5 protein-coding genes are annotated in these 4,359 nt (G+C 68.5%); all 5 read left to right on the top strand.

What is annotated here, in order from left to right; genetic code table 11:
* Window positions 1-1,050 (top strand): DUF2891 domain-containing protein (locus tag VMJ70_09260; protein HTO91306.1); only part of this gene is annotated, 1,050 nt, incomplete at its 5' end.
* A complete protein-coding gene (locus VMJ70_09255) occupies window positions 1,047-2,363 on the top strand; it encodes an MFS transporter (protein ID HTO91305.1) in 1,317 nt (438 codons plus the stop codon). The genes VMJ70_09260 and VMJ70_09255, both read left to right, overlap by 4 nt.
* Window positions 2,356-3,270, top strand: a complete 915-nt coding sequence (locus VMJ70_09250; GenBank protein ID HTO91304.1) for a hypothetical protein — start codon at window positions 2,356-2,358, stop codon at window positions 3,268-3,270. Before VMJ70_09255 ends, VMJ70_09250 begins: the two co-directional genes overlap by 8 nt.
* Window positions 3,267-3,602, top strand: coding sequence for a cupin domain-containing protein (locus tag VMJ70_09245; protein HTO91303.1), 336 nt, complete (start codon window positions 3,267-3,269; stop codon window positions 3,600-3,602). The genes VMJ70_09250 and VMJ70_09245 overlap by 4 nt, the downstream gene beginning before the upstream one ends.
* 24 nt (window positions 3,603-3,626) lie before the next feature.
* Complete coding sequence (locus VMJ70_09240; GenBank protein ID HTO91302.1) at window positions 3,627-4,115, top strand: DinB family protein; 489 nt, start codon at window positions 3,627-3,629, stop codon at window positions 4,113-4,115.
* Window positions 4,116-4,359: the final 244 nt, after the last annotated feature.

Genomic DNA, 4,359 nt, shown 5'->3' with positions numbered 1-4,359 from the left:
GAGATCTCTGCCGCGAAAGGACCTCGTATCGTGAGCGACCCGCGCGTCGGTTTCGCGCGCCTCGCGCTGGCCGCGATTCAGCGCGAACACCCGTTCCACCTGCTGCACCTGGTGCGTGACGACCTCGACGTCCGGCCGCCGCGGGCGCTTCACCCCGTCTTCCACGGCTCGTTCGACTGGCACTCGGCGGTGCACGGGCACTGGTGCGTGCTGCGCGTGCTGCGAGTCGCGAGCGACGACGCCTTCGCGCGCGACGCGTGGGCGGTGCTCGAACGGCAGCTCGCCCGCGAGCAACTGGAGCGGGAGCGCGAGTATCTCGAGGAGCCGGAGCGGGCGGGCTTCGAGCGGCCCTACGGCCTCGCCTGGCTCTTGCAGCTGGGCGCCGAGCTGCGCGAGTGGAGAGACTCGCGCGTCGCGCCATGGCGCGAATCTCTGGCGCCACTCGAACACGTGGCGGCCCAGCGCCTCTCCGAATGGTTGCCCCGACTGCCCTCTGCGATCCGGAGCGGCGAACACTCTCAGAGCGCGTTTGCCATGGGTCTCGCGCTCGATTGGGCGCGGACCTCGGGCGATTCGGCTTTCGCCGCGCTGCTCGAGCGTGAAACGTTGCGCCTCCATGAGCGCGACCGTGACGCCGCGCTCCATCTCGAGCCTTCGGGACACGATTTCCTGTCGCCGATCCTGGGCGAGGCCGATCTGATGCGGCGGGTGATGCCGAGGCGCGAGTTCGGCGTCTGGCTGAGTCGCTGGTTGTCACGCATGGGCGCTCCGGAGGCGCGCGAGTGGCTCGCGCCGGTTCGCTCGCCCGACCTCGAGGACGGCAAACTCTCGCACCTCGCCGGGCTCAACCTGAGCCGCGCCTGGATGCTGGAAGGCGTGGTCTCGGCCCTGGAGGACGCCGATCCGTTGAAGGAGCCGCTTGCTTCGGCGGCGGAGCGCTCACGCGAAATGGGCCTGGCGGCGGTCACCGAAGGCCCGTACGCGGCGACCCACTGGCTGGGGACTTTCGCGGTCTATCTGGTGACGCGCCGCGGGCTCGGTGCGGCATGAGCTGGAGCGATCTCTCCACTCACTTCGTCTCGCTTCGTCACCGCAACTTTCGTCTGCTCTGGGGCAGTCAGCTGATTTCGATGGCGGGCTCGATGATGCAGACCGCCGCGATCCTCTGGCACGTTTCGCTGCTGGTCCCGGCGTCGAGGCGCGGACTCGCGCTCGGCATGGTCGGGCTGGTCAAGGTCGTGCCGATCGTCGGCTTCTCGCTGCTGAGCGGCGTGGTGGCCGACGCCGTGGATCGCCGGAAGCTCCTCCTGATCACCCAGAGCGGCATGGCGCTCACTGCCGCGGTCCTCGCGGCGCTGGCGTTCACCGGCGCGCGCGGCCTGTGGCCGGTCTATGCGCTGGCGGCGATCAGCTCGGCCTTCGGCTCGTTCGACGGGCCCGCGCGGCAATCGCTGGTTCCCAATCTCGTGCCGCGAGATCATCTGCCCAACGCCATCACGCTCAATACCATCATGTTCCAGACCGCAGCGGTGCTCGGCCCTGCGCTCGGCGGCCTGGTGATCGCGATGGGCGGCGTCGGCTGGACGTACGCGCTCAACGCACTCTCGTTCCTGTTCGTCATCGCGGCGCTCCTCCTGATGCGTGACCTGCCCCCGCGCGCACCCCAATCCACCGGCGAGATCAGCTTTCGCGCGGCGCGCGACGGATTGCGTTTCGTGTTCCACACCCCGCTGATCCGCTCCACCATGCTCCTCGATTTCTTCGCCACGTTCTTTGCCTCGGCCACGGCACTGCTGCCGATCTTCGCCCAAGACATTCTGCGCGTCGGCGCGCGAGGTTACGGTCTGCTGTCGGCGGCGCCGTCGGTGGGTGCGCTTCTCACCAGCTTCGCGCTGGTGCCGCTGGTGGACCGCATTCGACATCGTGGTGCCACCATGCTGTGGGCGGTGTTCGGCTATGGAGTCAGCACGGTGGTGTTCGGGGTCTCGCGCAACTTCGCGTTGACCTTTCTCTGCCTGGCGCTGACCGGCGCCACCGACACCGTGAGCATGGTGATCCGCAACGTGATTCGTCAGCTCAACACTCCCGACGAGATGCGGGGCCGCATGACCAGCGTGAACATGATCTTCTTCATGGGTGGTCCTCAACTCGGCGAGATGGAGGCCGGGCTGGTGGCCAGCCTGTGGGGCGCGATGTTCTCGGTGGTGAGTGGTGGCGTGGGCTGTCTGCTGGCGACCGCGTGGGTGGCGGGACGCACGCCCGAGCTGCGCCACTATCGTCGCGAGACGCCGGTGTGGACGGTGCCGAAAGCCGGCGAGGCGGTGGGATCCGGGACCGGCGGCGGAGGATCGGCGGGTGAGTGAGCGAAGCGCTCGCGCCACTCCGACGCGCCGCAGGCCCGATCCGGAGCTGCTCGGGCGCGTCGAGTCGATGGCGGTGCGGGCTCGCGAACGCCACTGGGCGCTGCTGCCGGAGGCGCTGGCGCGCCGGCTGAAACCCCTCGGGCGCCGCTTCGCGGACGGGTTCGCGACGCTGATGAGCGGGAGCGAGTCGCTGCGCGTCAATCGCGTGATCGGCGTCGGTCATCGCCAGCGCGTGAGCCGCGCGCTGCTCGCCGAGATCATCCAGTTCTATCGCGACGCGGGCATCCATCGGTTCGGATTCGAGCTCGGGCCCGGCCCGCAATTCCGGGAGCTGGGGGAGTGGCTGGAGGTGCTTGGGCTCGTCCGGCGGGGCGGCTTCTCGCTCTATCTCCGCGACTTGCGCCGCCCGATCGAAGCTGGAGCGGGCGAGGTGGTCGCGAAGCAGGCGCGCGGCACGAACCTGACGCGGTCGATCGAGCTGGCCGAACGGATCTTTTCGGTGCCGGCCTCGCGACGCAGCTGGACGCTGGCTTCGGCGCGGAGCGGGCAGCGTGAGCACTTTCTCGCGAGCATCGGGGCCACGCCCATCGGGGTGGGCGCGCTTCAGGTCGAGGGCGAGCTGGCGTGGCTCGGGGGCGGGGGGACGCTGACGCGATATCGCCGGCGCGGCGCCCAATCGGCTCTGATCGCGGCACGGTTGCGGCGCGCGGCGGCGCTCGGGTGCCGCTGGGCATGGAGCGAGACGGCCGCTCCGCGTCCCGGTCGGCCGCAGGGATCGCGGCGCAACCTGCTTCGACTCGGATTCGAGGAGGTGCTGGTGAAGCCGAGCTTCGTCTGGGAGGGCGGCGCGCGAGGCGCGTCGCCTTCGAAGCCCCACAGTCGCGTGGGAAGAGGATCCCGGTCATGAAGGACCACATGAGCCTCGCCGAAGCGCTCGCACAGGGCCCACCGCCCGCGGGAAATCTCGCCGTGCCGATCTTCCTTCATGGATCGCTCGAGGTCGAGTTGTACGCGCCACAGGGTGAGGACCAGCAGACTCCTCACTCGCGCGACGAAGTCTACGTGGTGGCGCGTGGCACGGCGATCTTCTTCGACGGAAGCGATCGTTACTCCGTGAAGCCCGGTGAATTCATCTTCGTTCCTGCCGGCCGGATTCATCGCTTCGAGTCGCTTTCGGCCGGCTTCGCCGTATGGGTATTCTTCTATGGCCCGGTCGGGGGCGAGGCGAATCCGAGATAGATCACCGACGCTCACGAGGATCCCATGAACTTCTCCGAGCAGTTCGTTCCCGAGTTCGATCAAGAGATGGCGACCACGCGGCGGCTGCTGGAGCGCGTGCCGAGCGAGAAGGGCACGTGGAAGCCGCACCCGAAGTCGTTCTCGCTCGGCCACCTCGCCCAGCTGGTCGCGCGCATGCCCGGCTGGATTACCGGGACCATGCGCACCACGGTGCTCGACCTCGCGGACTTCAAGGGCTATAGCTACGAGACGACGCCGACCCTGTTGGCGGAGTTCGACCAGCACGTGAAGGAGGCGCACGCGGCGCTGGCCGCCGCGCGCGAGGAGGATTTCCTGGTGCCGTGGTCGATCAAGCACGGGGAGCGCGTCTTCTACACGCTGCCGCGGCACACGGTGGTGCGTCAGAACATCAACCATCTCTGCCATCACCGGGGTCAGCTCACCGTCTATCTGCGCCTGATCGACGTGCCGATTCCCTCTATCTACGGGCCGACCGCCGACGAGAGGTGGTAGGTTGTGTGCCGAAGGTTGTGTGGCGAAGAATGTTGACGGCCGGATCGGGAGTGTGCCGATCCGGCCAGTTCGTTTCGGCTAGACCGCCAACTTGAGCGAGTGGTGGCGGGGATTGAGGATCGGGCTGGTGGGCACCGCTCTTCGGTAGTACTCCTGCCAGGGCTGGGGCAGCCCCACTCGCTGCGGGAACAGCCTCCACTTCAGGATCTCGCCGACACTCAGGGGCCGATCCCTCAGCCCGAGC

The organism is Candidatus Sulfotelmatobacter sp. (assembly GCA_035498555.1).
In the GTDB taxonomy this organism is placed as follows: Bacteria; Eisenbacteria; RBG-16-71-46; order RBG-16-71-46; family RBG-16-71-46; genus DATKAB01.
The sequence above is the reverse complement of the archived record's forward strand: the minus strand, read 5'-3'. Positions and strand labels throughout refer to the sequence as shown.

Coding starts and splice junctions, on each gene's coding strand:
- VMJ70_09255 (HTO91305.1), top strand. CDS start 1,047: ATGAGCTGGAGCGATCTCTCCACTCACTTCGTCTCGCTTCGTCACCGC.
- VMJ70_09245 (HTO91303.1), top strand. CDS start 3,267: ATGAAGGACCACATGAGCCTCGCCGAAGCGCTCGCACAGGGCCCACCG.
- VMJ70_09240 (HTO91302.1), top strand. CDS start 3,627: ATGAACTTCTCCGAGCAGTTCGTTCCCGAGTTCGATCAAGAGATGGCG.